The sequence below is a fragment of the Cronobacter sp. HA18006 genome, from assembly GCF_011605445.1.
GTDB classification, from domain to species: domain Bacteria; phylum Pseudomonadota; class Gammaproteobacteria; order Enterobacterales; family Enterobacteriaceae; genus Cronobacter; species Cronobacter sakazakii.
The window spans coordinates 257381-283797 of record NZ_JAANQB010000021.1 but is presented as its reverse complement, the minus strand read 5'-3'; the positions used below and the strand labels follow the sequence as shown (position 1 = coordinate 283797).

Annotated in this window: 26 protein-coding genes and 3 tRNA genes; 9 read left to right on the top strand and 20 right to left on the bottom strand. The window is 57.0% G+C overall.

The annotated features are described in order from the left end of the window. Positions 1-82 precede the first annotated feature (82 nt). The 3 genes from nadR to serB form a co-directional block, all read right to left on the bottom strand. On the bottom strand, positions 83-1315 hold the full coding sequence (gene nadR, locus G9X48_RS13540) for a multifunctional transcriptional regulator/nicotinamide-nucleotide adenylyltransferase/ribosylnicotinamide kinase NadR (RefSeq protein WP_004385876.1): 1233 nt from the start codon (positions 1313-1315) through the stop codon (positions 83-85). Between the two features lie 85 nt (positions 1316-1400). Next, a complete protein-coding gene (gene radA / locus G9X48_RS13535; protein WP_004385877.1) occupies positions 1401-2783 on the bottom strand; it encodes a DNA repair protein RadA in 1383 nt (460 codons plus the stop codon). 11 nt (positions 2784-2794) lie between these two features. Then, complete coding sequence (serB, locus tag G9X48_RS13530) at positions 2795-3766, bottom strand: phosphoserine phosphatase (RefSeq protein ID WP_004385878.1); 972 nt, start codon at positions 3764-3766, stop codon at positions 2795-2797. A 106-nt stretch (positions 3767-3872) separates the two neighbouring features. On the opposite strand from serB, the gene G9X48_RS13525 reads away from it, so the two are divergent. Next, a complete protein-coding gene (locus G9X48_RS13525) occupies positions 3873-4535 on the top strand; it encodes a YtjB family periplasmic protein (RefSeq protein WP_004385879.1) in 663 nt (220 codons plus the stop codon). 48 nt (positions 4536-4583) lie between these two features. Beyond that, complete coding sequence (gene lplA / locus G9X48_RS13520) at positions 4584-5600, top strand: lipoate--protein ligase LplA (protein ID WP_097641255.1); 1017 nt, start codon at positions 4584-4586, stop codon at positions 5598-5600. Between the two features lie 282 nt (positions 5601-5882). Here lplA and deoD read toward each other — a convergent pair whose 3' ends face one another. The 13 genes from deoD to G9X48_RS13455 form a co-directional block, all read right to left on the bottom strand. Next, positions 5883-6602, bottom strand: coding sequence for a purine-nucleoside phosphorylase (gene deoD, locus G9X48_RS13515; protein WP_004386471.1), 720 nt, complete (start codon positions 6600-6602; stop codon positions 5883-5885). A gap of 73 nt (positions 6603-6675) precedes the next feature. Beyond that, a complete protein-coding gene (gene deoB / locus G9X48_RS13510; protein WP_007847056.1) occupies positions 6676-7899 on the bottom strand; it encodes a phosphopentomutase in 1224 nt (407 codons plus the stop codon). Positions 7900-7951: 52 nt separating this feature from the next. After that, positions 7952-9274 (bottom strand): thymidine phosphorylase, encoded by a 1323-nt coding sequence (deoA, locus tag G9X48_RS13505; RefSeq protein ID WP_032988931.1) that lies wholly within the window; start codon positions 9272-9274, stop codon positions 7952-7954. A 103-nt stretch (positions 9275-9377) separates the two neighbouring features. Then, on the bottom strand, positions 9378-10157 hold the full coding sequence (gene deoC / locus G9X48_RS13500; RefSeq protein ID WP_097641254.1) for a deoxyribose-phosphate aldolase: 780 nt from the start codon (positions 10155-10157) through the stop codon (positions 9378-9380). 337 nt (positions 10158-10494) lie between these two features. Further along, complete coding sequence (locus G9X48_RS13495; RefSeq protein WP_007847044.1) at positions 10495-11772, bottom strand: NupC/NupG family nucleoside CNT transporter; 1278 nt, start codon at positions 11770-11772, stop codon at positions 10495-10497. Between the two features lie 123 nt (positions 11773-11895). Continuing rightward, a complete protein-coding gene (locus G9X48_RS13490) occupies positions 11896-12681 on the bottom strand; it encodes a TatD family hydrolase (protein WP_097641253.1) in 786 nt (261 codons plus the stop codon). Continuing rightward, positions 12678-13811: a patatin family protein gene (locus G9X48_RS13485; protein WP_063264388.1), complete on the bottom strand. Its 1134-nt coding sequence runs from the start codon at positions 13809-13811 to the stop codon at positions 12678-12680. Before G9X48_RS13485 ends, G9X48_RS13490 begins: the two co-directional genes overlap by 4 nt. Positions 13812-13926: 115 nt before the next feature. Then, on the bottom strand, positions 13927-14088 hold the full coding sequence (locus G9X48_RS13480; protein WP_002437547.1) for a DUF1328 family protein: 162 nt from the start codon (positions 14086-14088) through the stop codon (positions 13927-13929). 127 nt (positions 14089-14215) lie between these two features. Further along, the gene (gene osmY / locus G9X48_RS13475) at positions 14216-14830 is read right to left on the bottom strand and encodes a molecular chaperone OsmY (RefSeq protein WP_004386476.1); all 615 of its coding nucleotides are present in this window, start codon (positions 14828-14830) and stop codon (positions 14216-14218) included. Positions 14831-15236: 406 nt separating this feature from the next. Further along, positions 15237-16826: a peptide chain release factor 3 gene (gene prfC / locus G9X48_RS13470; RefSeq protein ID WP_004386477.1), complete on the bottom strand. Its 1590-nt coding sequence runs from the start codon at positions 16824-16826 to the stop codon at positions 15237-15239. Positions 16827-16917: 91 nt separating this feature from the next. Further along, positions 16918-17595, bottom strand: a complete 678-nt coding sequence (yjjG, locus tag G9X48_RS13465) for a pyrimidine 5'-nucleotidase (protein ID WP_007866037.1) — start codon at positions 17593-17595, stop codon at positions 16918-16920. 20 nt (positions 17596-17615) lie between these two features. After that, positions 17616-18053: a ribosomal protein S18-alanine N-acetyltransferase gene (rimI, locus tag G9X48_RS13460; protein ID WP_097641252.1), complete on the bottom strand. Its 438-nt coding sequence runs from the start codon at positions 18051-18053 to the stop codon at positions 17616-17618. Then, positions 18028-18438: a DNA polymerase III subunit psi gene (locus tag G9X48_RS13455; protein ID WP_007866050.1), complete on the bottom strand. Its 411-nt coding sequence runs from the start codon at positions 18436-18438 to the stop codon at positions 18028-18030. The genes rimI and G9X48_RS13455 overlap by 26 nt, the downstream gene beginning before the upstream one ends. A 105-nt stretch (positions 18439-18543) precedes the next feature. On the opposite strand from G9X48_RS13455, the gene rsmC reads away from it, so the two are divergent. From rsmC to G9X48_RS13435, 4 genes are all read left to right on the top strand, one after another. Continuing rightward, positions 18544-19572, top strand: a complete 1029-nt coding sequence (gene rsmC, locus G9X48_RS13450; RefSeq protein ID WP_007866053.1) for a 16S rRNA (guanine(1207)-N(2))-methyltransferase RsmC — start codon at positions 18544-18546, stop codon at positions 19570-19572. Positions 19573-19702: 130 nt separating this feature from the next. Beyond that, positions 19703-19788: transfer RNA gene (locus tag G9X48_RS13445), tRNA-Leu, on the top strand. Positions 19789-19820: 32 nt separating this feature from the next. Then, positions 19821-19906, top strand: a tRNA-Leu gene (locus tag G9X48_RS13440). Positions 19907-19936: 30 nt separating this feature from the next. After that, positions 19937-20022, top strand: a tRNA-Leu gene (locus G9X48_RS13435). A gap of 79 nt (positions 20023-20101) precedes the next feature. Here G9X48_RS13435 and G9X48_RS13430 read toward each other — a convergent pair. After that, positions 20102-20383 carry a DUF1435 domain-containing protein gene (locus tag G9X48_RS13430; RefSeq protein WP_007847031.1) on the bottom strand — a complete coding sequence of 94 codons (282 nt, stop codon included), beginning with the start codon at positions 20381-20383 and terminating at the stop codon, positions 20102-20104. Between the two features lie 196 nt (positions 20384-20579). Between G9X48_RS13430 and G9X48_RS13425 the strand changes: the two genes are divergently transcribed. Beyond that, a complete protein-coding gene (locus G9X48_RS13425; protein ID WP_097563804.1) occupies positions 20580-21647 on the top strand; it encodes a diguanylate cyclase in 1068 nt (355 codons plus the stop codon). 114 nt (positions 21648-21761) lie between these two features. Beyond that, a complete protein-coding gene (gene fhuF, locus G9X48_RS13420; protein ID WP_097563805.1) occupies positions 21762-22550 on the top strand; it encodes a siderophore-iron reductase FhuF in 789 nt (262 codons plus the stop codon). A gap of 29 nt (positions 22551-22579) precedes the next feature. Here fhuF and G9X48_RS13415 read toward each other — a convergent pair whose 3' ends face one another. Further along, on the bottom strand, positions 22580-23926 hold the full coding sequence (locus G9X48_RS13415) for a PTS sugar transporter subunit IIC (protein ID WP_007866062.1): 1347 nt from the start codon (positions 23924-23926) through the stop codon (positions 22580-22582). Between the two features lie 395 nt (positions 23927-24321). Here G9X48_RS13415 and G9X48_RS13410 point away from each other — a divergent pair, with 395 nt between their 5' ends. Further along, a complete protein-coding gene (locus G9X48_RS13410) occupies positions 24322-24780 on the top strand; it encodes a YbaK/EbsC family protein (RefSeq protein WP_007866066.1) in 459 nt (152 codons plus the stop codon). Positions 24781-24816: 36 nt separating this feature from the next. On the opposite strand, the gene bglJ is transcribed toward G9X48_RS13410, so the two are convergent. Then, on the bottom strand, positions 24817-25470 hold the full coding sequence (bglJ, locus tag G9X48_RS13405) for a DNA-binding transcriptional activator BglJ (RefSeq protein WP_004386486.1): 654 nt from the start codon (positions 25468-25470) through the stop codon (positions 24817-24819). Next, on the bottom strand, positions 25434-26150 hold the full coding sequence (locus G9X48_RS13400) for a LuxR C-terminal-related transcriptional regulator (protein ID WP_196322647.1): 717 nt from the start codon (positions 26148-26150) through the stop codon (positions 25434-25436). The genes bglJ and G9X48_RS13400 overlap by 37 nt, the downstream gene beginning before the upstream one ends. Positions 26151-26417: the final 267 nt, after the last annotated feature.

Genomic DNA, 26417 nt, shown 5'->3' with positions numbered 1-26417 from the left:
GGGAAACGTGAGCATCTTTGTAGGGTGGGTAAGCGCAGCGCACCCACCAGTAACGCCTTCCCCACCCAACAACAACCGCCCGCTACGCCTGCTCGCCCATCAGCTGCTTCACTAACTCCACGCAGCGCAGAAAACGGGAGTCGTAATCCGGCTCCTCGACATGCACATACTCGATGTTGTTCTCTTCAAGCATCGACACCAGCAGCGACTGAAACTCTTTGCGATCCACCGAGCTGCCGAGGCTTCGCAACCCGTCCGCCACCCACGGCGTATTGTTTTCCAGCAGGATAACGAGGTCGAAACGGTATTCATCCACCAGCGCCTGCACAAACGGGTGCTCACGTCCTTCGTACTTTTTGCAAAACGCCTGCGTGGTCACGAAATCGGTGTCGATAAACGCCACTTTATTAGCGTATTTCACCGCGAAATCAATATATTGCGCGTGACCGAGCGCGATTTTGTCGTAATCGGAATATTGCAGCGCCATCTCGTCGCCGCCGAGATGCGAAAACACATAATCGCGGCCATATTCCCAGGCGCTGGTTGTGTTGAAAATATTGGCGAGCTTATTCACCAGCATTGATTTCCCGCTCGACTCGCCGCCCAAAATCGCCACCGTGCGTACAAAGAACGGCTTCACTTCGGTAGGGATGTACTCCCAGTAGCGGAACGGATTAGCGCGGATCTGCGCGCCGCTGATATTCATAAAGGTGCGTTTCGGATCGATAATCACGGTCTCGATGCCGAGATGTTCGCGGTACTGCGGCGCGTCGGCCTCCTCGGAGGTATAGATGGAATCCGGCTCGATCCCCTTCTCCTCCATAAATGCTTTAATGCCTTCGCTCCAGACGTCCCAGCCGTGCGGATACGGCTCCATGCCCTCTTCATTAAAGGCGTGAATGCGGATGTTTTTCTGGTATTTAAACGTCTGTAACAGCCAGCGCAGACGGTCGCTGATGGTCGGCTGCTGCGACATCGCACTTTCTTCAAACAGCGTGCGGTCGCGCTTTTCGTCATAGCCCATGATGATATGCAGCTCATCGACCTGGCTACAGGCGCGCTGGATCAGATAGATATGGCCGGTATGCAGCGGATAAAATTTGCCAAAGACGACGCCGACGCGCTTCTGGCGGCGCGGAAACTCCAGCCCCAGAAAACGGTGCAGCGCTTCAAGCTTTTGCGCGCTCGGGCTTTTGATTTTGGCGTTGAGAAGCTGGCTTAAATAACCCTTGGTCATGCCGCTGGCATCCGCCACCTGCTGCAACGTGCAGCCTTTCTGACGGATCGCGGTTTTGAGATAGTCGAATGATGACACAAGAGCCTCCTGCTGAATGAGCGTGCCGGACAGATAAAGGGCGGGTCAGCCGTGCGCTACCCGCCAGAAAACAGGGATTTACTGATTATAGGTCGTCAAAAACGGCCAGCGCATCCGCCAGCTTTTTCACGCCGAAAATTTGCATGCCTTCCGGTACCTTTTTCGGCACGTTAGCGGCAGGAACAATCGCGCGGCGAAAACCGTGCTTCGCCGCCTCGGAAATACGCTCCTGGCCGCTCGGCACCGGGCGAATTTCACCCGCGAGGCCCACTTCGCCAAAGACCACCAGATCCTGCGGCAGCGGCCGGTCGCGCAGGCTTGACACCATCGCCAGCAGCAGCGCCAGGTCGGCACTCGTCTCAGTCACTTTTACCCCGCCAACGACGTTGACGAAGACATCCTGATCCGCCATTTGCAGGCCGCCGTGACGGTGCAGCACGGCGAGGAGGATTGCGAGACGGTTCTGCTCAAGGCCCACCGCCACGCGCCGCGGGTTCGCCATCATCGAATGGTCCACCAGCGCCTGAATCTCCACCAGCAGCGGGCGCGTTCCTTCCCAGACCACCATCACCGAGCTGCCAGAGGTGACTTCATCGCCACGGCTTAAGAAGATGGCCGACGGGTTGCTGACTTCACGCAGCCCCTGTTCCGTCATGGCGAAAACGCCGAGCTCATTGACCGCGCCGAAACGGTTTTTATGGCTACGCAGCGTGCGAAAACGGGAATCGGCGTCGCCGTCCAGCAGGACGGAACAGTCGATGCAGTGCTCCAGCACTTTCGGGCCCGCCAGCGAACCGTCTTTGGTCACATGGCCGACCATGACAATCGCCACGCCGCGGGTTTTCGCAAAGCGCGTCAGGTAAGCGGCGGTTTCACGCACCTGCGCGACGCTGCCCGGCGACGACTGCACGTCAGCCATGTGCATCACCTGAATGGAGTCGATCACCATCAGTTTCGGCTGCTCTTCTTCCGCAATCAGGCAGATCTGCTCAATGCTGGTTTCCGAAAGCATGTTGAGATTGGTGGTGGGCAGGCCGAGACGATGCGCGCGCATCGCCACCTGTTGCAGCGACTCTTCGCCGGTGACGTAGAGCGTTTTCATCTGCTCGGCGAGCTTGCAGAGCGTTTGCAGCAACAGCGTGGATTTCCCGGCGCCGGGGTTGCCACCAATCAGAATGGCGCTGCCCGGCACGACGCCGCCGCCAAGCACCCGGTCAAACTCTTTAAAACCGGTGGAGAAGCGCGGCAGCGCTTCCAGGCTGATGTCGGAAAGCTTTTGCACTTTCGACACGCCTGCGCTGCCCGCGTAGCCGGAGAGACGTTCATTGCGCGCCGCTTGCGGCGAGGCGGCGAGGCGCACTTCCGTGATGGTATTCCAGGCATGACAGGCGCTGCACTGCCCCTGCCAGCGCGGATAATCCGCACCACACTCGTTACAGACAAATGCGCGTTTTGGAGCTTTCGCCACCTTTTACCTCTTTATTTCTGGTTAAGGCTGCCCGAAAGGATACAGAAAACCCCCATCAGGTCAGCGTGACGGATAGTGATCTCCGTCTTTTCATTCACTTTCGGTTTGGCGTGATAGGCGATACCCAGCCCCGCCGTCTGGATCATCGGCAGGTCGTTGGCGCCATCACCAATCGCGACGGTCTGGCCCGTCGGGATCTCATATTTTTCAGCAAGGCGTTGCAGGGTCTGCGCCTTAAACTGGGCGTCGACGATCTGGCCGGTCACTTCACCGGTAAAGACGCCGTTTTCCACCGCCAGTTCATTGGCGACCACATCGTCCAGATGCAGTTTGTCCTGCAAATAGTGCGCGAAGAACGTAAAACCGCCGGAGGCGATCGCCACTTTCCAGCCCAGCGCATGCAGCTTCAGTACCAGCGAGGTGAGGCCTGGCATTAACGGGAGCGCGTCGCGCACCTGATGCAGGATCTCCGCGCTCGCCCCCTTCAGCGTGCCGACGCGCGCTTTCAGGCTGGCCGCGAAATCCAGTTCGCCGCGCATGGCGCGCTCGGTGACGTCCGCCACTTCATCGCCCGTACCGGCAAGCTTTGCGATTTCATCAATGCATTCAATCTGAATCGCGGTGGAATCCATATCCATTACCAGCAGGCCAGGCGTTTTCAGGTGCGGAATTTTGCCAAGCGGCGCGACATCTAAACCGGAATCATGCGCCAGGCGCGTCGCGCGCGGCGTCAGCGAACCCGCAAGGCGGATCACCTGATAATCTTCCACGCACCACGCGTTAACGATAACCATCGCCGCGCCGAGCTTGTGCTGATATTGGGTCAGGCTTTGCTTATTTAAACCCCGTCCGTACAGGAGCCAGCCGCTGCGGCCAGCGTGGTAATCCAGCGGCATCACTTCATCACCGCTTAAAGAAAGGGGCAATCCAGGCCAGAGGGAGACCTCGTTTGGCAGGTCGCACCAGGTAAGACTGTTCGGCATTCAGGCTCCTGTAAATAATATCGGGGCGGGACAAAACAACGCATGAGGCTACCTTGTCTGCGGCGCTTCTGGCAACATTAAGCTTCAAAATTTAAGCAGGTACTTTATGGCCCGGGCAAAACTCAAATTTCGGCTGCATCGCGCAGTGATTGTACTTATCTGTCTGGCGCTGCTGGTGGCGCTGATGCAGGGCGCGTCCTGGTTTAGCCAGAGCCATCAGCAGTCGCGCAATATCCAGATGGAAGAGCTCGCCCGCACGCTGGCCCGCCAGGTCAGCTACAGCCTCGCGCCGCTGATTAAGGGCGAAAACCCGGATGAAAAACGCGTCGCGGCCATGCTGAACCAACTGACCGACGAGAGCCGCATTCTGGATGCCAGCGTCTATGACCAGCAGGGCGAACTGATCGCCCGCGCGGGCGAGAGCGTCAACGTGCGCGACCGGCTGGCGCTCGACGGCAAAAAAGCGGGCAGTTACTTCAACCAGCAGATCGTTCAGCCGGTGCAGGATAAGAGCGGCCCGGTGGGCTACCTGCGGCTCACGCTCGACACCCACAGCCTGCCGACCGAAGCGCGCCAGGTGGATAACACCACCAATATTCTGCGTCTGATGATGCTGCTGGCGCTCGCTATCGGCATCGTGCTGACCCGCACGCTGCTTCAGGGCAAACGCACGCGCTGGCAACAGTCGCCGTTCCTGCTCACCGCCAGCAGATCGGTGCCGGAAGAAGAGAGCGAGCCTGAAACGCCCGCAGACGACAAACGCGCCTGACGCCGCGTGATATAATGGGCGTTCTTCAATGCCTTAGGGAAAACGCCTGTGTCCTCTTTACGCCTGCTTATTTCCGATTCTTACGATCCCTGGTTTAACCTGGCGGTGGAAGAGTGCATCTTCCGCCAGATGCCTGCCACCCAGCGCGTGCTGTTCCTCTGGCGCAACGCCGATACCGTCGTAATTGGCCGGGCGCAGAACCCGTGGAAAGAGTGCAATACGCGCCGGATGGAGGAGGATAATGTGCGTCTGGCGCGGCGCAGTAGCGGCGGCGGTGCGGTGTTCCACGATCTCGGCAATACCTGTTTTACCTTTATGGCGGGCAAACCGGAGTATGACAAAAGCGTCTCGACCGCGATTGTGATTAACGCGCTGGCGCAGCTTGGTATTCCGGCGTCGGCCTCCGGGCGCAACGATCTGGTAGTGGAAACCGCCGACGGGCCGCGCAAAATTTCCGGCTCCGCCTACCGCGAGACGATGGATCGCGGTTTTCACCACGGCACGCTCTTGCTGAACGCCGATTTAAGCCGGCTGGCGAATTACCTGAACCCGGATAAGAAAAAGCTCCAGGCGAAAGGGATCACCTCTGTGCGCGGGCGCGTCGCCAATATTCACGATCTCAAACCCGGCGTGACGCATGCGCAGATCTGCGAGGCCGTGACGGAGGCGTTTTTCGCGTATTACGGCGAACGGGTGGCCGCCGAGGTGATTTCCCCGGACGCGTTCCCGGATCTGCCCGGCTTTGCCGAAACGTTCGCGCGTCAGAGCAGCTGGGAGTGGAATTTCGGCCAGGCGCCCGCCTTTACGCATCAACTGGACGAGCGTTTTGTCTGGGGCGGCGTGGAGCTGCATTTCGACGTGGAAAAGGGGCATATCACCCGCACACAGCTTTTTACCGACAGCCTGAACCCCGCGCCGCTGGAGGCGCTGGCGAGCCGGTTGCAAGGCTGCGTGTATCAGGCCGGCGCGTTGCAGGAGGCCTGCGAGGCGTTAGTGAGTGAGTTTCCCGCCCAGGCCGCGGAATTGCGCGAAGTGGGCGCGTGGATGGCGCAGGCGGTGCGTTAACCATTGTGCGTTAAAAACCACTGGTGGGTGCGCTTTGCTTACCCACCCTACGAAACAACTAAACCCTGCGCCGATGGTGGGTGCGCTTCGCTTACCCACCCTACGAAATCACAAAACCCTGAACCGATGGTGGGTGCGCTGCGCTTACCCACCCTACAAAACATAGCCTTTCCGTGCGTAGGGCGGGTAAGCGAAGCGCACCCGCCGTTTCCTTTGCCTTTTCCCGCCCAATAAAAAAGGGCGCTGCAGCGCCCTTTTCTTTCACTTTAAACACGCGAAAACTTATTCTTTATCGCCCAGCAGCACGGATTCCAGCGCAATCTTGATCATGTCGTTAAACGTGGTCTGACGCTCTGCCGCGGTGGTCTGCTCGTGGGTACGGATATGGTCGGACACGGTGCAGATGGTCAGCGCTTTCGCACCGAATTCTGCCGCCACACCGTAGATGCCTGCCGCTTCCATTTCCACGCCCAGGATGCCGTATTTTTCCATCACGTCGAACATCGACGGATCCGGCGTATAGAACAGGTCTGCGGAGAAAATGTTACCCACGCGCGCTTCCACGCCCAACGCTTTCGCCGCATCTACCGCGTTACGCACCATGTCGAAATCCGCGATTGCCGCGAAATCGTGATCTTTAAAACGCAGACGGTTCACTTTGGAATCGGTGCACGCGCCCATGCCGATAACCACATCGCGCAGCTTAACGTCTGCACGCACCGCGCCGCAGGAGCCCACGCGGATAATTTTCTTCACGCCGAAATCGGTGATCAGCTCTTTGGTGTAAATAGAGCAGGACGGGATACCCATGCCGTGGCCCATAACGGAAATCTTACGGCCTTTGTAAGTCCCGGTGAAACCCAGCATGCCGCGCACGTTGTTCACTTCGCGCACGTCTTCCAGGAAGGTTTCTGCAATGTGTTTCGCACGCAGCGGGTCGCCCGGCATCAGCACAACGTCCGCGAAATCGCCCATCTCAGCGTTAATATGTGGGGTTGCCATCTCTGTTTCCTTTTTAGTTTTTTATGTTGCCGGGCGGCGGCGGCACACCCGGCCTGCAACTGACTATCGTCAGTTAAAATAACGCCTTGCCGTATTCCATGTCAGACAGGCCAAAGTATTTGGCGACGGTCTGGCCGATATCAGCAAAGGTATCGCGGTGGCCAAGCGAGCCCGGTTTCACTTTCGGGCCGTAGACCAGCACCGGAATGTGCTCACGGGTGTGATCGGTGCCTTTCCAGGTCGGGTCACAGCCGTGGTCAGCGGTAAAGATGATAATGTCATCTTCGCCGACCAGCTCCAGCAGCTCCGGCAGACGGCGGTCAAACAGCTCAAGCCCGGCCGCGTAGCCCGCGACATCGCGGCGATGGCCCCAGGAGGAGTCAAAGTCCACGAAGTTGGTGAAGACGATGGTGTTGTCGCCTGCTTCTTTCATCTCTTTGATGGTGGCATCAAACAGCGCATCCAGCCCGGTGGCTTTCACTTTTTTGGTGATGCCCATGTTGGCGTAGATATCCGCGATTTTACCGACAGACACCACGTGGCCGCCCTTCTCGTCCACCAGCTTTTTCAGCACGACCGGCGACGGCGGCTCAACGGCCAGGTCGTGACGGTTGCCGGTACGCTGGAAGTTGCCCGCTTTGTCGCCGACAAACGGACGCGCGATAACGCGGCCGATGTTGTAGCCGCCTTCGGTCAGCTCTTCACGCGCGATTTCGCACAGCTCATAGAGGCGGTCCAGGCCGAACGTCTCTTCATGGCAGGCAATCTGGAATACGGAGTCGGCGGAGGTGTAAAAAATCGGCTTGCCGGTTTTCATATGCTCTTCGCCCAGTTCGTCCAGAATCACCGTCCCGGAGGAGTGGCAGTTGCCGAGATAGCCCGGCAGGTTGGCGCGTTCCACCAGCTTATCGAGCAGTTCCTGCGGGAAGCTGTTTTTCTCGTCGGTGAAATAACCCCAGTCGAACAGCACAGGCACACCGGCGATTTCCCAGTGGCCTGACGGCGTATCTTTACCGGAGGAAAGTTCATGCGCCCAGGCGTACGCGCCGGTGATTTCCGCGTTGCCGTCCATGCCGGCAGGAATAAAGCCCGTCGCGCCTTCATGCGCTTTTGCAAGGCCCAGCTTCGTCAGATTCGGCAGATGCAGCGGGCCTTTACGGCCGATGTCTGCTTCACCTTTGGCGCAGGCCTCGGCAATGTGGCCAAGGGTGTCAGAACCCGCGTCGCCAAAGCGTTCCGCGTCTTCTGTCGCGCCAATACCAAAGGAGTCCAGCACCATAATAAATGCACGTTTCATATTTTCTCCGTACCTATTGCGCTGTAAAAAAGTGATCAGATCAGTATGCCACTTATTCGCTGATTCTGCGATAGACAACCGGTGACGTTTTCGCCGCCGTCTCGTCAACGTTGATGGCCGCTTTAACGGCCGCCGCCGCTTCCTGCCAGCTTGCTTCGCTCTTCGCGTGGATGATGGCCAGCGGACGCTCGCCGTCAACCTGTTCGCCGAGGCGCGCCATATCGGTCAGGCCGACGCTGTAATCAATGCTGTCGGACGCCTGACGGCGACCGCCGCCCATGGCGACGACCGCCATACCGAGCGCGCGGGTATCCATTTGCGTGACAAAGCCGGAACGGTCGGCGTAGACCGCTTTGCTGAGCGTGGCCGCGGGCAGGTAGCGCTCGTAGTTGTCGACAAAATCCGCCGGGCCGCTTTGCGCCGCCACCATACGTCCGAAAATCTCCGCCGCCTGGCCGTTGTCCAGCACCTGTTGCAGCTTCGCGCGCGCTTCTGTCTCGTCTTTCGCAAGCCCCCCGGAGATCAGCATCTCGACGCACAGCGCCATCGTCACTTCCAGCAGACGCGGGTTGCGGTAATCGCCGGTCAGGAACCGCACCGCTTCACGCACTTCCACCGCGTTACCGGCGCTGGAGGCCAGCACTTCGTTCATATCGGTCAGCAGCGCGGTCGTGCGCACGCCCGCGCCGTTCGCCACGCCAACGATCGCCTGCGCCAGCTCTTCAGAGAGCGCATAAGTCGGCATGAACGCACCGCTGCCCACTTTCACGTCCATCACCAGCGCGTCCAGCCCTTCGGCGAGTTTTTTCGCGAGGATCGAAGCGGTGATCAGCGGAATAGAATCGACAGTCGCGGTGATATCGCGCGTGGCGTAGAAGCGTTTATCCGCCGGCGCCAGCGAGTTGGTCTGGCCAATAATCGCCACGCCCACGTTTTTAATAATGTCGCGAAAGCGATTGTCGTCCGGGAAAATATCAAACCCCGGAATCGCTTCCAGTTTATCGAGGGTGCCGCCGGTATGGCCCAGCCCGCGCCCGGAAATCATCGGAATGTAACCGCCGCAGGCCGCGACCATCGGGCCCAGCATCAGCGAGGTCACGTCGCCCACGCCGCCGGTAGAGTGTTTATCCACGACCGGGCCATTGAGGTTCAGGCTTTTCCAGTCCAGCACGGTGCCGGAATCACGCATCGCCATCGTCAGCGAGACTCGCTCCGGCATGGTCATGTCGTGAAAGAAAATCGTCATCGCCAGCGCGGCGATCTGGCCTTCGGACACAGTGTTATCGCGAATGCCGTTAATAAAAAAGCGGATCTCTTCGTCGCTGAGCGCATGGCCGTCGCGCTTTTTACGAATAATTTCTTGAGCGAGGAACACGGTACCCCCCGTGAATAAGGAAGAACGATGGCGGGTCACGCGAAGCTCCCGCCCGGTGATTCAGTCGGCCTGATGGGCGAAGCGCCATCAGGCACAACGTGGCTTAGTAGCTGCTGGCGCTTTTGCCGTCGCCGTGGCCGAGCGCCTGAAGCAGGCTCGCCAGCAGGCTGGACGCGCCAAAGCGGTAGTGACGGGCATCGGCCCAGTCGGCACCCAGCAGCTCATCGGCAACCGCCAGATATTTGGCCGCATCTTCCGCCGTGCGCACGCCGCCAGCCGGTTTAAAGCCTACGGTTTTCGCCACGCCCATATCGCGGATCACTTCCAGCATGATGCGGGCGCTTTCCGGCGTCGCGTTCACCGGCACTTTACCGGTTGAGGTTTTGATGAAATCGGCACCCGCTTTAATGGAGATTTCAGACGCCTTGCGGATCAGGGCTTCTTCTTTCAGCTCGCCGGTTTCGATAATCACTTTCAGCAGTACATTCGCCGCCGCGCAGGCGTCTTTACAGGCTTTCACCAGATCAAAGCCCACCTGCTCGTTGCCCGCCATCAGCGCGCGATACGGGAAAACCACGTCCACTTCGTCTGCGCCGTAGGCGATCGCCGCACGGGTTTCCGCCAGCGCGATATCGATATCGTCGTTGCCGTGCGGGAAGTTGGTGACGGTGGCGATACGGATATCCGGCGTCCCCTGCTCGTTCAGCGTCTTACGGGCGATCGGGATAAAGCGCGGGTAGATACAGACTGCGGCGGTGTTACCCACCGGGGTTTTGGCCTGATGACATAAGGCGATCACTTTTTCATTGGTGTCGTCGTCATTCAGGGTGGTGAGGTCCATCAGTTGCAGCGCACGCAGGCTGCTTTTGGTTAAATCGATCATAACTTTCTCCAACAAAAAAATGCATCTCGGGTGAGAAACTCAACACGTTGGAGCGGTCGTGGTTCCGTGAAGAAGAGCGGCGTTTTCCGCCGTCACGCTGAGATCCGTCTCACCGCACATCATTGCCATCAATGTTAAAATTCTAACACCGACAGGCAGGATGTTTTTGTGCCTTGTTTCACAAATTGCAAAGTCATCATTGCATACTTTGCGCCATTATATGTGATTAACACAACATTATGACAGTCAGAAACGTGCGCCGGAAAGAAAAAAGGCTGGCGCGACGCCAGCCTGAATATCACCGACAATGTGAAAATAATAACATTCTCACATCCTGCTACAGCGCGAGAAACAGTCCGGCAATCGTCGCGCTCATCAGGTTAGAGAGCGTACCGGCCGCTACGGCCTTAAGCCCGAGCTGCGCGACTTCGTGGCGGCGGTTGGGTGCCATGCTGCCCAGCCCGCCAATCAGGATGGCGATAGAAGAAAGGTTAGCAAATCCGCACAGCGCGAAAGAGATAATCGCCTTGGTGTGATCAGAGAGCACCTGCAAGCCCGCCGCCGCGACTAGCGCGTCCTCTTTCAGGTATTCGCCGAAATTCATATATGCCACGAATTCGTTAATGATGAGCTTCTGGCCGATAAACGAGCCCGCGACCATCGCCTCATCCCACGGCACGCCAATCAGCCACGCCACCGGCGAGAACAGCCAGCCGAGGATCAGCTGCAACGACAGCTCCGGGTGATTAAACCAGCCGCCGATGCCCGAGAGCATGCCGTTCAGCAGGGCGATAAGCGCCACAAACGCCAGCAGCATCGCGCCGACGTTAAGCGCCAGCTGCATCCCGGCGGACGCACCGGAGGCGGCGGCGTCCAGCACGTTCGACGGACTGTCGGGATCGCGCTGCGTGGTATCAAGCTGCGGCGCGTCGTGCGGGGTTTCCGTCTCCGGAATAATGATTTTGGCGAACAGCAGGCCGCCAGGGGCTGCCATAAAGGATGCGGCAATCAGGTATTCCAGCGGTACGCCCATCTGGGCATAGCCCGCCAGTACTGAGCCTGCCACCGACGCCAGGCCGCCGCACATCACGGCAAAGAGTTCAGAGCGGGTCATCGTGGCGATATACGGGCGCACCACGAGCGGCGCTTCGGTCTGGCCGACAAAAATATTGGCGGTCGCCGAGAGCGATTCAGTACGGGAGGTTTTCAGCACTTTGCGCAGCGCGCCGCCCAGCAGGCGGATCACCAGCTGCATGATGCCGAGATAATAGAGCACCGCGATAAGCGAGGAGAAAAAGACGATAACCGGCAGAACGCGCAGCGCGAAGATAAACCCGCCGCCGCCGAACACCTCAAACATTTTGTCGGACACCAGCCCGCCAAAAAGGAACGAGATGCCGTCATTGCCGTAAGCGATGACATTCGCCACGCCTTCAGACATCGCCAGCAGCACTTTGCGCCCGGCGGGCACATAGAGCACCAGCGCGCCGATAGCAACCTGAATCAGCCATGCACCCACGACGGTGCGAAGATTAATCGCCTTTCTGTTACTGGAGAGTGCGACCGCGATGAGAAGCAGCGCCAGCATTCCCACCAGGCCCATCAATATTTGCATACAGTATCCCTGAGATATGAGTGAATTATGTTGTCCCGCGCAGGCAGGCGGCGCGATTTAACGACAGGGAATCTGTTGAAATCCAGACGCTTTACGCTTTTTTAAACAAGCGTGGACAGTGGGTCACATTTTGAGGCGCGGAAACAGCGCGCGGGTGTTTTCAAAGAGGGTATGAGCGATAACGTCCGGCGGCTCGGGGCGCAGTTCGCAGAGAACGTCAAACACGCCGGTAACCCGCTCCGGGCGGTTCGGCTGCCCCTGCCAGCCGTTCAGCGGCATATCGGGCGCGTCGGTTTCCAGAAGCAGCGCAGACAGCGGCAGCTTCGCGATGACGTCGCGCGTCTTTTGCGCGCGCGGGTAGGTAATCGTGCCGCCGACGCCGATGCGGTAGCCGAGATCCACGAAGCGCTGCGCCTGTTGCAGGCTGCCCGCGAAGCCGTGCACCACGCCGGTACAGGGCAGCGCGTGGCGCTTAAGATGCATCGCGAGCTTATCGTGCGTGCGGCGCGAGTGCAGAATCACCGGCAAATCATAGCGTTTCGCAAGCCGCAACTGGGCGTCGAGTATCGCTTCCTGGCGCTCAAACAGCGGGTTTTCCATATAGAGATCAAGCCCGATCTCGCCTATCGCCACCAGTTTGTCCACCTGCTGTTGCAGATGATGCTCCAGCAGCGCGAGGCTCGCGTCGTTATGGTTGCCGATGACAATCGGATGCAAACCGATGGCCGCCCACAGCGCCGGGAAACGTGCGGCAAGCTCCAGTACCGTCGCGAAGCGCGCGGCTTCCACCGCAGGCACAATGATGTGCTCAACGCCTGCCGACGCCGCCTGCGCCAGGCTTTCAGCCTCGGTGCCGGTAAACGGCGGGAAATCAAAATGGCAGTGGGTGTCGATGAAGCGCCGCGTCATGCCAGATCCTCATCGCTGAACGTCGCGTCGTTCGCCTGCTCGGTTTTGACCAGCGGCGCGTCCAGCGCGTCGTTAGCGACGGTCGCCGGCGGCACCACGATGGTGGTTTCCGGTACGACAGGTGCCAGCACCTCAGCCGCCGCGGCAACCGCGGCCGGTTCAGCCACCGGCAGCACAGGGCGCGTACCGTAACGGCGCAGCGGCGGTTTGTTCACCAGCAGTTTGCCGACGGTGGCCAGGAAATAGCGCCCGCACAGACGCCCCAGTTTGTAATCTTCCATCAGCGCCGGAAGACGGCTGCCGAGCGCCATGCTGGTCAGCGCGCGGGGGGGCGAGATTTCAAAAACGCGCAGTTTGCCAGGCGGGTTTTCGATAAATTCCTGAATCTCGCGGTAGGTTTTTTCGTGGTGCTGCACCAGATTGAGCAGCGGCTGCAGGCTGCTGTCGGTCAACCAGCGCTCCATACGCTTAAACCACTGCGGCGTGTAGTACATCTGCGACGGTACGGTGCGGATAACGACAAGCGTCGTGGCACCGAGGCGCGCCGCCTCGCGCACCGGGATCGCATCGCTCACGCCGCCGTCAAAATAGTTTACGCCGTCGATATCGACGCCGGGCCGGTAAAAACCCGGAATAGCACTAGAGGCGCGAACAATCTCCAGCCAGTTGTGCTCCTGCGGCGCGAAATAGCCAGGCGAATAGTCATCACGGCGGCAGGCGCACATATAAAACGCTTTGCCGTCGTCAAACAGCCGCATCGCGTTGCCCATATTGAGCGGCATACGCGCAGACGTGGCCTCGGTCAGCCAGTCGAGATCGATAAGATTACCGCCGCGCACAAAGCGCACCGGGTCAAAGAAATCGCGAGAGGTGGTAAAGCGGGTAATGACGCGCCGGGCGTAACCGGGCTGGTTACAGACGTAGGCTGAGAGGTTTTGCGCTCCGGCAGAGGTGCCGAGAAAGAAGTCGAACGGGTTGAATTGCGCGCGCATGAATTCGTCCAGCACGCCGGCAGTAAAGATCCCGCGCTGACCGCCACCTTCACAGACGATAGCCAGCTTACCGGGACGAAACGGTTTCACCGCCAGCGGCGCTATGCTGCCCGGCGTTACGGGAATACGTTGTCCCACCCTGCTTTCCTGTTGTTATCCGTCGCGCGCCGCGCGAACGTTTTTCGGTGCCATAAACCAGCAAAGCCAGTCACAGGGACTGGCTTTGCCGTCTGTCAGTTATCTTTTTATCACACTATGGGCGTCGACGGCCCATAAAAAGGCTAACCAGGAACAGAATAATACCTACAACAAATACGATTTTCGCTGCGCCTGCTGCGGTACCTGCCAGGCCACCAAAGCCCAGAGCGGCCGCAATCAACGCGATAACCAGAAAGATAATGCCCCAACGAAACATAAGACTCTCCTTTACCATAGTTAATCTTTATACCGCTTCTTAATGAACGCAGCGTCCACTGGCGGTGTCATCCAGCTGATAGTGCTTACCTTCCCTCCCGGCGCAAACCGGGAGAGGGGCTTGCCTGTTACGACTTCACTTTTAGATCGTTTTTGACGCTTTTCACGCCATCAACTGCTTTTGCGATGCTTTCAGCACGCTGAGACTGTTTTTCAGACTCGACGTGACCGGAAAGCTGCACCACACCGTCGGTGGTTTCGACTTTCACATTACGCGAAGGAACGATGTCATCCGCCAGCAGTTTCGCTTTGATTTCGCTGGTGGTGGCCGCGTCACCCGCATAACCTTTCACCGACTTGTCTTTACCGTCGCGTACGTGCAGCTTGTCGCTGACAGAAGTAACGCCTTCAACGCCTTTGGCGATTTTCACCGCTTCCTCGGCCTGAGCCTGGCTTTCAACAAAGCCGCTCAGCGTTACAACGCTTTTCTCGGTTTTAACAGAGATGTCGGTGCTCTTAATCTGTTCGTCATCTACCAGCGCCGCTTTAACTTTAGCGGTGATGGCGCTATCGTCCATGAAGTTACCGACTTTATTCATAGAGCTATCGATTTTTTGCCCTGCGCTATCCGCGGTAGATTTGGTGCTTTCAACGGCGGAGTTCTCTGCGAATGCAGAAGAGGACGCCATGACAGAACCCAATACAACAGCCAGCAGAGTTTTTGAAATCTTAGTCTTGTTCATCGATTCGTTCCTGTAGTTTGCTCAGAATTTGAGCCGCAAGCCGCCACGTCAGCGGCTTTCCTAACAGCAGGCATAAGCACCGCTGATGAGTTATTCGCGCCGCGCCGGCAAGGCATCGTCAGAGGGTCAGTCAGACAGCCGTCGCGTTGCGAGAACTCAGTTATTAATATGGCAATAATAACGTTTATGATGATGAATCACCGGATGAGAAGCGCTTAGCGGCATTTCATCCCGACGACGTTGTCATCACATTGTTAAATATAGATCAGCTTCGCAAAAACGCCTGGGCAACGGCGGGAAAAATCGCCAAAACAGCTGAGAAAGCAGGAATTTAAGAACATTCCGCATGGCGGAAAAAAGGCGGGGAAACGAGGCAGGACGCGGCTTTGCCGCGTCCTGAAGGGGATTAGTGCTCGCGCGTTTTACGGAAGGTGACGTCCGGGTAACGCTCCTGCGTGAGGTTAAGGTTGACCATGGTCGGGGCGATATACGTCAGGTTGTCGCCGCCATCCAGCGCCAGCTGAACCTCGTTCTTACGCTTGAACTCTTCGAATTTCTTCGCGTCGTCACACTCCACCCAGCGGGCTGTCGCCACGTTGACCGATTCGTAAATCGCCTCAACGCTGTATTCGCTCTTAAGGCGCGACATGACGACATCAAACTGCAGCACACCCACCGCACCCACGATCAGATCGTTGTTGGAGAGCGGACGGAACACCTGCACCGCGCCCTCTTCCGACAGCTGAACGAGCCCTTTCAGCAGCTGTTTCTGCTTGAGCGGATCTTTCAGGCGGATACGGCGGAACAGTTCCGGGGCGAAGTTCGGGATACCGGTGAACTTCATGCTTTCACCCTGCGTGAAGGTATCGCCAATCTGAATGGTGCCGTGGTTGTGCAGGCCGATGATATCGCCCGGATACGCCTCTTCGACATGCGAACGGTCGCCCGCCATAAAGGTCAGCGCGTCGGAGATAACCACATCTTTACCGGTACGCACCTGGCGCAGCTTCATGCCTTTTTCATATTTACCGGACACCACGCGCATAAATGCCACGCGATCGCGGTGTTTCGGGTCCATGTTGGCCTGAATTTTAAACACGAAACCGGAGAACTTCTCTTCGCTCGCTTCCACCACGCGGCCATCGGTCTGGCGCGGCATCGGCGCAGGCGCCCACTCCACCAGCCCATCAAGCATATGGTCAACGCCGAAGTTGCCAAGCGCAGTCCCGAAGAACACCGGCGTGATTTCACCGCTCAGGAACAGCTCGCGGTCAAACTCATGCGAAGCGCCTTTCACCAGCTCCAGCTCGTCGCGCAACTGCGCGGCCAGTTCATCGCCCACGGCCTGATCCAGTTCCGGGTTGTCCAGCCCTTTAACGATGCGGACTTCCTGAATGGTATGGCCCTGACCGGTCTGGTACAGGTAGGTTTCGTCATTATAAAGGTGGTAAACGCCTTTAAAGAGTTTGCCGCAGCCAATCGGCCAGGTGATCGGCGCACAGGCGATTTTCAGCTCGTTTTCCACTTCATCCAGCAGTTCCATCGGATCGCGGATGTCACGGTCGAGTTTGTTCATAAAGGTCAGGATCGGCGTGTCGCGCAGACGGGTAACTTCCATCAGCTTACGGGTGCGATCCTCAACGCCTTTCGCGGCGTCGATAACCATCAGGCAGCAGTCCACCGCCGTCAGCGTGCGGTAGGTATCTTCCGAGAAGTCTTCGTGGCCGGGGGTATCCAGCAGGTTAACGAGACAATCATGATAAGGGAACTGCATCACGGAGGTGGTAATAGAGATCCCGCGCTGCTTTTCCATCTCCATCCAGTCAGATTTCGCATGCTGGCTGGAGCCACGCCCTTTTACCGTACCGGCGACCTGAATCGCCTGTCCGAACAGCAGCACCTTTTCAGTGATCGTCGTTTTACCGGCGTCCGGGTGCGAGATAATGGCAAAAGTGCGGCGCTTGGCCACCTCTTGCAAATAAGGAGACAACGTCATAATCAATCTTCTGTGTAAGCGCGCGGCCAGGCGCCACGCGGCGAGTGAGCGAAAAATGCGGCTATTTTACCCATCTGCCAGGGTCAGACAATCATTGTTTACACAGCAGCTGCTCCAGTTCGCTTAACGAGGTGACCTGCCAGGTCGGGGCGATATCTTCCGGCAGCGTGCGTCCGTGGTGGTTGAGCCAGCAGGTCGCGAGCCCGGCGTTGATGCCGCCCAGAATATCGGATTCCGCCGTGTCGCCCACCATCAGCACGCGGGAGCGATCGGGGTTGCCCATTTTCTCCAGCGCATAGTCGAAGATTTCCGGGGCGGGTTTCGCCACGCCGACCTGTTCGGAGATAACCAGTAAATCAAAATAGTCGCGAAAACCGGTGCGCTCAAGACGGATCTGCTGCAGCGCCGTAAAGCCGTTGGTAATGATGCCCAGTTTGACTTTACCCTTAAGCGACGCCAGCAGCGACGCGGCACCCGGCAGCGGCGCGCAGATCTCCGCCATCGCGTTTAAAAAGGCGCTGTTCAGATCGCCTGCCGGCACGCTCAGACGGTCGGCCCAGCCCTGAAAACGCTGGTGCTGCAACTGTAACGCGCTGATAGCGCCGTTCTGGTAATCGACCCACAGCGGTTTATTCACGGCCTGGTATTCGTGAAAATCCTGCTCGGTAAACGTCACGCTGTAGTCCAGGAACATGCGCTGCAGGCCGCCAAAGGCGTCGAAAGTAAACAGCGTTTCGTCAGCGTCAAAAAGAATCCAGTCCCACTTCATCACGTCACCTTTCTTGATTATCAGCCCAACGGTAGCGCCATGATGATGGCGTCTTCGCGCCCGTCGGACGTCGGGTAATAGTTGCGGCGAATCGTCGCCTCGTTAAAGCCCAGGCTTTCATAGAGGGCGCGCGCCGCGTGGTTGGAGGCGCGCACTTCGAGCCACAGCGTCAGCACGCCGCGCGCCTCAAGCGCCTCGATAAGATGTTCCAGCAGCGCACAGCCCAGGCCGCGGCGCTGAAACGCCGGGTCGACCGCGATATTAAACAGCGTGGCTTCATCCAGCACGACCTGGGTAATCGCGAAGGCGGCCATGTTGCCGTCGACATCCAGACGCAGATTCAGATAGCGCTCGCCCTGGTTGCTGGCGAACGTTTTTTCGCTCCAGGGAAACGCATGGGCCCGCTGTTCAATCGCGAAAGCCGCCGGCAGATCAGCGCTCTGCAGTAAGGAAATCATCTTCGTGCTCGCAAATTTGTTGCCAGAGATCAGCGCGCGCCGGGCCGCTGCGCTGTAAGGTTTCCAGCCCCGGCGTCACCAGCCGGGCGCCGGGCAGCTCAGGTGGCGCATCCACGCCCAGACACCAGCTGTTGCAGTGGGCGTCATGCAGCATCGCCACGCGATCGGGGGTTAACTGCATCACCTGGTCGGCATCAAGCGCCAGCGCGCGCAGCACATCTTTAATAAAGGGCTGCGTGAGCGGCGGCGGCTCGGCGGCCACCATGACCAGGCGAATATGAGAAGGCAGCACAATGGCGATTTCCCCCAGCAGCGCGGCGGGGCGACGCAATACCCACTGGGTAATGCCCAGTTGCTGTAATCGCCAGTCTCGTCGGGATGTCATAGGAATGCCTGAATCAGTGCCGAAGGGCCGCAAATATAGCAAATCCGTCGAACATGCGCCAACAAACCACTATAATCGCTCCTCAAGTTTCCGAAGGAGTGTTTCATGTCTGGTTTTTCCCCGGCAAGCGAAGTTCTGCTGCGCCACAGTGATGATTTTACCGAAAGCCGCGTTCTGTTTGCCGGCGATATGCAGGATGACCTGCCGGCGCGTTTTGACACCGCGCAAAGCCGCGCGCATACGCAGCAGTTCCACCACTGGCAGGTGCTGAGCAAGCCGATGGGCGATAACGCGCGCTATGGTCTGGTGGCCGACGCCGAAATCGTGGCGGACAGCGATACCCTGATTTACTACTGGCCGAAAAACAAACCGGAAGCCCAGTTCCAGCTGATGAACCTGCTGTCGCTGCTGCCGGTCGGCACCGATGTTTTCGTGGTCGGCGAAAACCGCAGCGGCGTGCGCAGCGCCGAGGCGATGCTGGAAGCGTACTGCCCGCTTAATAAAGTCGACAGCGCGCGTCGCTGCGGGCTGTATCACGGTCGCCTTGAAAAACAGCCGGAATTCAATGCCGACGGCTGGTGGGGCGAATACCAGGTCGACGATCTGACCATCAAAACCCTGCCGGGCGTCTTCAGCCGCGACGGGCTGGATGTCGGCAGCGATCTGCTGCTCTCGACCCTCTCGCCGCATACCAAAGGCAAAGTGCTGGACGTGGGTTGCGGCGCGGGCGTGCTGGCCGCGGTGCTGGCGAGCCATTCGCCGAAAGTGCGTCTGACCCTGTGCGACGTGAGCGCGCCAGCGGTGGAAGCGAGCCGCGCGACGCTCGCCGCGAACGGCTTTGAAGGTGAAGTGGTTGCAAGCAACGTCTTTTCAGAAATCAAAGGCCGCTTCGATATGATTATCTCCAACCCGCCGTTCCACGACGGCATGGAGACCAGTTTTGAAGCCGCGCAAACGCTGATTCGCAGCGCCGTACGCCACCTGAATATCGGCGGCGAGCTGCGTATTGTGGCGAATGCGTTTCTGCCGTATCCCAACGTGCTGGACGAAACCTTCGGCAACCACGAAGTGCTGGCGCAGACCGGGCGCTTTAAGGTCTATCGCGCGGTAATGGGTCGCAACGCGAAGCGTTAAGCGTATTCACGCGTCGAATGCCGCTTTTTGCATCATTTGGAAAAGCGGCATGCAATTAAGTGTTGACGAAGTCCAGAAAACATCTAGAATGCGCCTCCGTGGTTGCAATACTTCCCGGTATTGCTGGTATGCGAAGGTGGCGGAATTGGTAGACGCGCTAGCTTCAGGTGTTAGTGTCCTTCGGACGTGGGGGTTCAAGTCCCCCCCCTCGCACCAAAGACCACGCAAGAAAGTATCGCTCGCACTGCGCGAAGGTGGCGGAATTGGTAGACGCGCTAGCTTCAGGTGTTAGTGTCCTTCGGACGTGGGGGTTCAAGTCCCCCCCCTCGCACCAATGCGATGGCGATACGATAAAAGAGACAGTGCGAAGGTGGCGGAATTGGTAGACGCGCTAGCTTCAGGTGTTAGTGTCCTTCGGACGTGGGGGTTCAAGTCCCCCCCCTCGCACCACTTCTTTTATCACTTCTGATTTCCTCTGTTTTTCCTCATCGTGATTCCCTGTTATTTCTCTACGATTTTTCGTACTGCTTTAATTCAGCGCCAGATGCAAATGCGACACGATCAGCATTAATCCGCTGGCGAAAGCGATGCAGGATGGCAGCAACACATAGTGCCGCAGACGCGGATGATACAGCATGCCGATGGTCGCCAGCAGCGCCAGTACAATAATGACCCGCCACGCTTCCCAGCTCAGCTCCTTCCAGGCCAGCATCGCGACCACCGCACCCGGCAAAATGACGGCCCAACCACTTTCCAGTCGCCTGTACAACATCGTTTCGCCTCTCGCATCGATAATGATAAACAATATCATATGATATAAATTCTCATTTGTCAGCGATTATGAGTTTAGCGCTGCTTTACTTAAGTTAAGAGCTAATGACATATCCGAATGAAGGTGATAAATTAGCCGCCCTGGTTAAGAAAATTCTTACTCCCTGTTTCGCGGTATAATAAGCCTCTGTTTTATCCGGCTTTTATAAAAATCTGATAGCGCTAAATAAGTCACAATGGATATGACTGCAAATAACTGGCGAGCCCTGACGGAAAAAAAATATCAGCTCTCACTGAAATGCTTTCTGTTTCTTAATCTCTTTTCCGCGCTGTTTAATCTCGTGGATCCGCTCTCTCCTTACCCGCATATTCCCTGGGCGGCGTTTAGCATGATTGCGCTCTGCGGTACCCTTCTGCTGCACGCGCGGACGCGCACATTCAGCCTGAAAGCAATTACGCTGACAGCGCTACTGACCGGCGCGTTATGGTCAGTCAATCTCTGGCTGAAAAGCCCGTGGTGCGTATTTCATGATGGCACATGCCTGCTTATTTCTTTGCTCGGCGCGCTGTTTATTGCGGCGCTGTCATTTATCAATATGCCCGGGCCAGGTATCGCTTTTTGCCTGCCAATAATCTCGACGATCCTGTGGCTTGATAACGTCCAGCCTCCTGTGTTTTATGCTTTTACGCTGACCGTACCGTTAATGGGACTGGTTATTCAGCATTTCATTGGCAGGCACAACGATATTCTCGCGCGGCAAATGGTGCAGACGCTGATAGACGAAAAAGCGACGCTCAACGATCTCAGTATGATGGACCCACTTACCGGCCTTTGTAACCGCCGCGGCTTTGAAAACCGCTTCGCTAACCTCTCGCCAGACGCCGGGCAGCGGTTTGTTCTGCTGATGGATATCGACCATTTCAAAGCCTATAACGACCACTACGGCCATATGATGGGCGATCAGGCGCTGACGCGGGTGTCGGCGGCGATCCGCGATGCCGTGCGTTCGCGGGATATCGTTACCCGCTACGGCGGTGAGGAATTTATGGTGCTTCTGACGCAGGCGGATGAAAAGAGCGCACGACTTACCGCCGAGCGAATTCGCCAGCGGGTGTATGATTTGCGCATTCCTCATATTTTCAACGAGAGCGTGGCAACCAACGTCACGCTAAGCATCGGCATCGCGCCGCTGGAAAACGACGACATTGAAGATGCGCTGCGCCGCGCCGATGAAGCGCTTTACGCCGCCAAAAATCAGGGTCGAAATCACATCCTTTATCACGACGCCCTGCGCGCCGCGTGAATACCGTCGGCGCGCTGCGGTGCGTCGGTTTCCTGGTCAAACTGCTTGCACTCGTTTCTGCCTATAGTTAGGATTAGCAATCATTATCATTTAGATTTGCTATTCACAGACGCTATGGCTTATCGCTCTCTTCATTCTGTTGATGAATTACTCTGGCGCGCCCCGCTGCCTCGTTCGCCATCGACGCTGGCGTTGCGCCTGCGCGACGCGTTTACGACGCACCGCGCGCATTTTCACGACATTATGAAGCTTGACGAAACGCCGCCCACGGCAGCGCTCTCCTTTCGCGAATGGACGCAGCCCGCGGCGCTCGCCACATTAATGGCGCTCTATTCCGATCATATTTACCGCAATCAGCCGCACGCAGTACGTGAAAATAAGCCGCTGAAATCGCTCTGGGCGCAGTGGTATCTCGGGCTACTCGTGCCGCCGCTGATGCTGGCGCTGTTGACGCAGCCGCAGGCGCTGGATTTAAACGAAGAGAATCTCGCCGTTGAGTTTCACGAAACGGGCCGCGCGGCCTGCTTTTATCTGACCGTTAAAGAAGATGTGCGCGCAACCGCTCTTTCCGCGCGCGAGCGGCTGGAAAAGCTGGTGCTGGAGGTCATAACGCCGGTCGTTGAGACGCTGGAAACCTCCGGTGATATCAACGGCAAGCTTATCTGGAGCAACACCGGTTATCTTATTAACTGGTGTTTTGGCGAATGGCGCGAGTGGCTCGGCGACGAGACCGTCAGCGCGCTGCGCCAGAGCTGTTTTTTCGAAAAGACACTGCTTAATGGCGAGGAAAATCCGCTGTTTCGTACCGTCGTTATGCGCGAAGGGCTACTGGTGCGCCGCACCTGCTGCCAGCGCTATAAGCTGCCTGACGTGCAGCAGTGCGGCGACTGTACGCTGAAATAGTTAACGGCGGGTTTCCCTGCCGTTTTTCATCACGCGGCCTGTTCACCCGCGCCCTGCGCCTCCTTCAGCGCCTCTTCCGCTTCCTGTGCCAGCAACTGCTTCTCGTAGACTTTAAAGAACGGGAAGTAAATGATGGCCGAGACCACCGCCAGCACAATCACCAGCAGCGCAGCGCGGAAATCCCAGCCCAGCGCCCAGGCCGCGCCAATCGGCGCTGGTGCGGTCCACGGCACGACAGAAATCACACGGCCGATTAAATCAAATTTCATCGCCGCCCAGGCCAGCACCGCGTTCAGCATTGGGGCCAGCAGGAATGGAATAAAGAAAACCGGGTTCATTACTATCGGCGTGCCGAAAATCACCGGTTCATTGATGTTGAAAATACTGGGCACCACGCTGAGCCGTCCTATCGAGCGCAGATGCGCGGAGCGGCTACGCAGATAACAGAACACCAGCCCCATCGTCGCCCCGGACCCGCCAATCACAATAAAGAAGGTCCAGAACGCTTCCATAAAAATATGCGGCAGCGGCGCGCTCTGCGCCAGTGCTGTCTGGTTGAGCCCGAGGTTAGTCAGCCAGAACATCTGCAGCATACCGGAGACAATCGCCGCGCCGTGAATGCCTGCAAACCACAGCAGATGGGCAATCAGCACTGCTAACAGAATGGCGGGCAGCGAATCGGCCGCCGACACCAGCGGTTTAAAGATAGCCATGATCGCCTGTGGGATCAGAAGGTCGAACTGCGACTGAATTAACAGGCTCAGCGGATACAGCGTCAGCACGACGACCAGTACCGGGATCAACAGATCGAAAGAGTTTTTGATCATCGGCGGCACCTGATCCGGCAGGCGTATGCCGATGTTATGCGCTTTCAGAAAACGCATCATCTCCACGCAGTAAATCGCCACCAGAATCGCCGTGAAAATACCCGTGCCGCCGAGGCTGTCTACCGGTAGCGTCCCTTTGGTTTTCGGCGCAGCCACCAGCATAAATGCCATCAGCGACAGCATCGCACACATGAAAGGATCCAGTTGATGCGACTTCACATAGTGCTTGCCGAGGTTATAGGCGATGGCCGCGCAGATATAAACAGACATGATCCCCATCGTCATATCAAACGGTGTGAGGATCTGCCCTTCAAACTGCTTCGCCAGATCCAGCCACGCACGGGCAAAACCCAGTGTGGTGTCGGGTGAAAACGGCGGATAGGCAAACACCAGTAAAAACGAGCCGACAATCATAAATGGCATGGCGGAGATAAACCCGTCGCGGATCGCCATTACGTGGCGCTGCGCGGAAATGCGCGAAGCTATCGGGCTGACATAGTTTTCAACAAAGCGAAATATCACATTAAAGGCAGCATGGTTGGCAGACATGGCGGTCTCCTGTCAGGCAATCAACGTGAATACGCGGCGAGCGGCCGTCGCGCATCATCCCATAATCCATTGAACTGAAAACCGTAACCAGGTGTGTCGCTCTGCTTCCTGCGCAGTGAAATCTTCCGGGCTGCAACAGTGTCTGACTGCCTTGCCAGCGGCGTAACTGAGAAAGAAAGGTTTCATGCACGGCTCTTATTATTGGTTACAGAGGGAGGTTACATCACCAGTATTAATCCGCGATGGTCACTCTGCAACCGGTTACAGTAACCGGTTTCTTTGATTGTGAAGGAGATCCAGAAAACACCGGATGGCCACAGAAAAGCGCTTTTCCGATAATTTACAAAACCTGGTGCGGTATGCCAGATTAGGACAGCTATTTTCAGGAGAAATAAATGAGTCTGGAATCCGTGCGACAATTCTTTGTCGAAAACGCCCCCGATATTGAAATCATTGAACTTAACCAAAGCACCGCCACCGTCGCGCTGGCCGCCGCTGCCCATCAGGTTGAACCCGGTCAGATAGCCAAAACGCTCTCGCTGAAAGTGAAAGATGAGGTGATTCTGGTGGTCGCCAAAGGCGACGCGCGGCTTGATAACAAGAAGCTAAAAAACACATTCGGTGCGAAAGCACGAATGCTCAGCAGTGATGAAGTGGTGACCTGGACCGGCCACCCGGTTGGCGGCGTCTGCCCGTTCGGGCTGGAAAATGCGCTGGCAGTCTACTGCGACATCTCACTGCGTCAGTATGACGAAGTGCTGCCCGCAGCAGGCGCGATTCACAGCGCGGTGCGTATTTCGCCCACTCGCCTGGCAGAGCTGACCCAGGCGCAGTGGGTGGATGTGTGTCTGTAAGTGTGCGCGTAACGCGATAACGCCTCTACCGCAGGCTTAAAATAAGCCTGCCCGGTGCAGAAGAATATCCGCCGCATTCAGCAATCCGGCATCGGTATGCACGCCGAGCTTCAGCATGGCGTTAAATTTATGCGCGCGGATGGTTTTGATATTGCGCTCCAGACGGCTGGCAATTTGCGACACCGAATAGCCGTCCGTCAGGTAGCGCAGGATAATCCGCTCGGTCGGGCTCAGCAGTCGCGATCCCTGCGTGGCATACCAGATTTTATTAGGCGATTCGCTCACACGAATGGAGTCGCTCATCGCGGACATCAGTTCATCCGTAAAGCGCGCCAGCGTTTCCGACTTATCAATAATCCCCTGTAGTGGCGTCGGAGAAAGCTGGCTTATCAGTTTTGCCTCATTGACGTTATTTACCATCACAATACGCTTCATACGCGGCCAGGCTTTCGCCATTTCACTGACGAACTGCAGACAGTCGCGCCGGTGCTCGCGCGTACCTTCAAGCGAAAAAATAACGGCGGAAAAATTCCGTTTCGTCAGTGCCTCAATAAACGCGTGATGGTCGGAAAATATTTCCAGGCGGCATGACGTCGAATTATTTCCCTGTAGCAGCGAACGTATTCCCTCGCCGCTCATTACGCATTTTTCGATTAGCGCAATGTTTCGTTTTTCGACTCCGTGTTCCATTCAGCCTGTTCCTTATGTAATGAAAGCAAATTTAATTCCTTTAATCCCTGTAAGCTGCTTATCCATGCATACATTTCAGCATTGCCGCGCAGAGATAAGCGTCGCATGGCACTGTTTTTCTGCGCGCTGATGGTTTTATTACTTTTTTTCAGCATCTGGGCGATTTGATTTATTCCCCAGCCTTTACCGAGCAACCGTAATACCTGTTTTTCCGACGTAGTGAGCATCACGCTGGACGCCGTCTCTTTCTCCTGCGCCTGGCGCGGCGTGACTAACATCTGGCTGACCCTCTCGGCTTTTTCACGGCCAAGTCGTACAGCATTAACGACACCTTCCACCGGTTCCGCCGTTGAAAGCAGCGTGGTCTCGGGGCGCATCAGTAACTGCACCGCCATATTGAATGAGGCCGCAGGCACAAGAAAAATCCAGTGTACGCCTGGCGCTTGCGCCACCAGGGAGTAATACGCTTCGCACTCGCGACGGGCGTCCTCTGGCGCACAGGGCAGTTCTGCCAGCACCATGTCGATGGGGTTTAGTAGCGGCAGCGTTATTTCTGCGCTGCTGTTGTAGTGATAAAGTTCGGTTTCCGGAAAATGGTGACGCATAATGGTCTCCAGCCCGGTATGCATCACGGGGGTTTGGCTAATGATAATGCCTAGTTTGCAACGTCCTGGTAACATATTTCCTCCGGTTATATCCTTCCGGCCAAACAAATTTCAAAACCAACTTATGTAATAACGTAAAAATAAATTTCAAAATCTAAATCAAGAAAAAACGCAGACCGCGTTAGCAGATAATGTATATAAGTGGACATAAAGAATTTTCTGCCCGACAAAACATCGGCATTCTATGAACCCTTTATTTTACTGTCAACGACAAACAAGGCTAAAAATACGCCACCTCGGTTTAAAGGATATTCTCATAGTAAAAAGATAAAAAATGTCTAT

Coding starts and splice junctions, on each gene's coding strand:
- fhuF (WP_097563805.1), top strand. CDS start 21,762: ATGGCTTATCGCTCTCTTCATTCTGTTGATGAATTACTCTGGCGCGCC.
- deoB (WP_007847056.1), bottom strand. CDS start 7,899: ATGAAACGTGCATTTATTATGGTGCTGGACTCCTTTGGTATTGGCGCG.
- G9X48_RS13525 (WP_004385879.1), top strand. CDS start 3,873: ATGGCCCGGGCAAAACTCAAATTTCGGCTGCATCGCGCAGTGATTGTA.
- G9X48_RS13480 (WP_002437547.1), bottom strand. CDS start 14,088: ATGTTTCGTTGGGGCATTATCTTTCTGGTTATCGCGTTGATTGCGGCC.
- G9X48_RS13495 (WP_007847044.1), bottom strand. CDS start 11,772: ATGCAAATATTGATGGGCCTGGTGGGAATGCTGGCGCTGCTTCTCATC.
- deoC (WP_097641254.1), bottom strand. CDS start 10,157: ATGATCGATTTAACCAAAAGCAGCCTGCGTGCGCTGCAACTGATGGAC.
- G9X48_RS13400 (WP_196322647.1), bottom strand. CDS start 26,150: ATGTTACCAGGACGTTGCAAACTAGGCATTATCATTAGCCAAACCCCC.
- bglJ (WP_004386486.1), bottom strand. CDS start 25,470: ATGGAACACGGAGTCGAAAAACGAAACATTGCGCTAATCGAAAAATGC.
- deoD (WP_004386471.1), bottom strand. CDS start 6,602: ATGGCAACCCCACATATTAACGCTGAGATGGGCGATTTCGCGGACGTT.
- G9X48_RS13490 (WP_097641253.1), bottom strand. CDS start 12,681: ATGACGCGGCGCTTCATCGACACCCACTGCCATTTTGATTTCCCGCCG.
- prfC (WP_004386477.1), bottom strand. CDS start 16,826: ATGACGTTGTCTCCTTATTTGCAAGAGGTGGCCAAGCGCCGCACTTTT.
- osmY (WP_004386476.1), bottom strand. CDS start 14,830: ATGAACAAGACTAAGATTTCAAAAACTCTGCTGGCTGTTGTATTGGGT.
- serB (WP_004385878.1), bottom strand. CDS start 3,766: ATGCCGAACAGTCTTACCTGGTGCGACCTGCCAAACGAGGTCTCCCTC.
- rsmC (WP_007866053.1), top strand. CDS start 18,544: ATGTCTGGTTTTTCCCCGGCAAGCGAAGTTCTGCTGCGCCACAGTGAT.
- G9X48_RS13425 (WP_097563804.1), top strand. CDS start 20,580: ATGGATATGACTGCAAATAACTGGCGAGCCCTGACGGAAAAAAAATAT.
- G9X48_RS13410 (WP_007866066.1), top strand. CDS start 24,322: ATGAGTCTGGAATCCGTGCGACAATTCTTTGTCGAAAACGCCCCCGAT.
- G9X48_RS13415 (WP_007866062.1), bottom strand. CDS start 23,926: ATGTCTGCCAACCATGCTGCCTTTAATGTGATATTTCGCTTTGTTGAA.
- rimI (WP_097641252.1), bottom strand. CDS start 18,053: ATGATTTCCTTACTGCAGAGCGCTGATCTGCCGGCGGCTTTCGCGATT.
- G9X48_RS13455 (WP_007866050.1), bottom strand. CDS start 18,438: ATGACATCCCGACGAGACTGGCGATTACAGCAACTGGGCATTACCCAG.
- G9X48_RS13430 (WP_007847031.1), bottom strand. CDS start 20,383: ATGATATTGTTTATCATTATCGATGCGAGAGGCGAAACGATGTTGTAC.
- yjjG (WP_007866037.1), bottom strand. CDS start 17,595: ATGAAGTGGGACTGGATTCTTTTTGACGCTGACGAAACGCTGTTTACT.